Genomic DNA, 359 nt, shown 5'->3' on the forward strand with positions numbered 1-359 from the left:
GTTCACGCGGGCCGAGCCCAATCAGGTGTTCACCTCGGACATCACGTACATCTGGACCGACGAAGGCTGGCTGTATCTGGCGGTCACGCTGGACCTGTTCAACCCGGAGGTCGTAGGTTGGTCCGTCGAGCCGCGCATGACGGCGGACCTCGTGACCGACGCATTGACGATGGCGTGGTTCCGCCGCCGGCCCGCGCCCGGCGTCCTGCATCATTCGGATAGAGGCAGTCAAGGCGAATTCAACCGGTCGTCGCAACACCTTCTATCGAGGGGTGTTGCATGGGACGAAGTGTAAAGCAGGTGTATCGGTTGACGGGGCGAGGAGCGATGTACTCGCCGGGCGCGCCATCACTTGGACA

1 pseudogene is annotated in these 359 nt (G+C 62.7%); it reads left to right on the forward strand.

Annotation, left to right across the window (positions count from 1 at the left end):
* Window positions 1-277 (forward strand): annotated as a pseudogene (locus tag ACLFKU_RS44405) (DDE-type integrase/transposase/recombinase); the annotation flags it as partial.
* Window positions 278-359: the final 82 nt, after the last annotated feature.

Origin of the sequence: Paraburkholderia sp. EG304 (genome assembly GCF_046543485.1) — a bacterium.
Taxonomy (GTDB): domain Bacteria; phylum Pseudomonadota; class Gammaproteobacteria; order Burkholderiales; family Burkholderiaceae; genus Paraburkholderia; species Paraburkholderia youngii.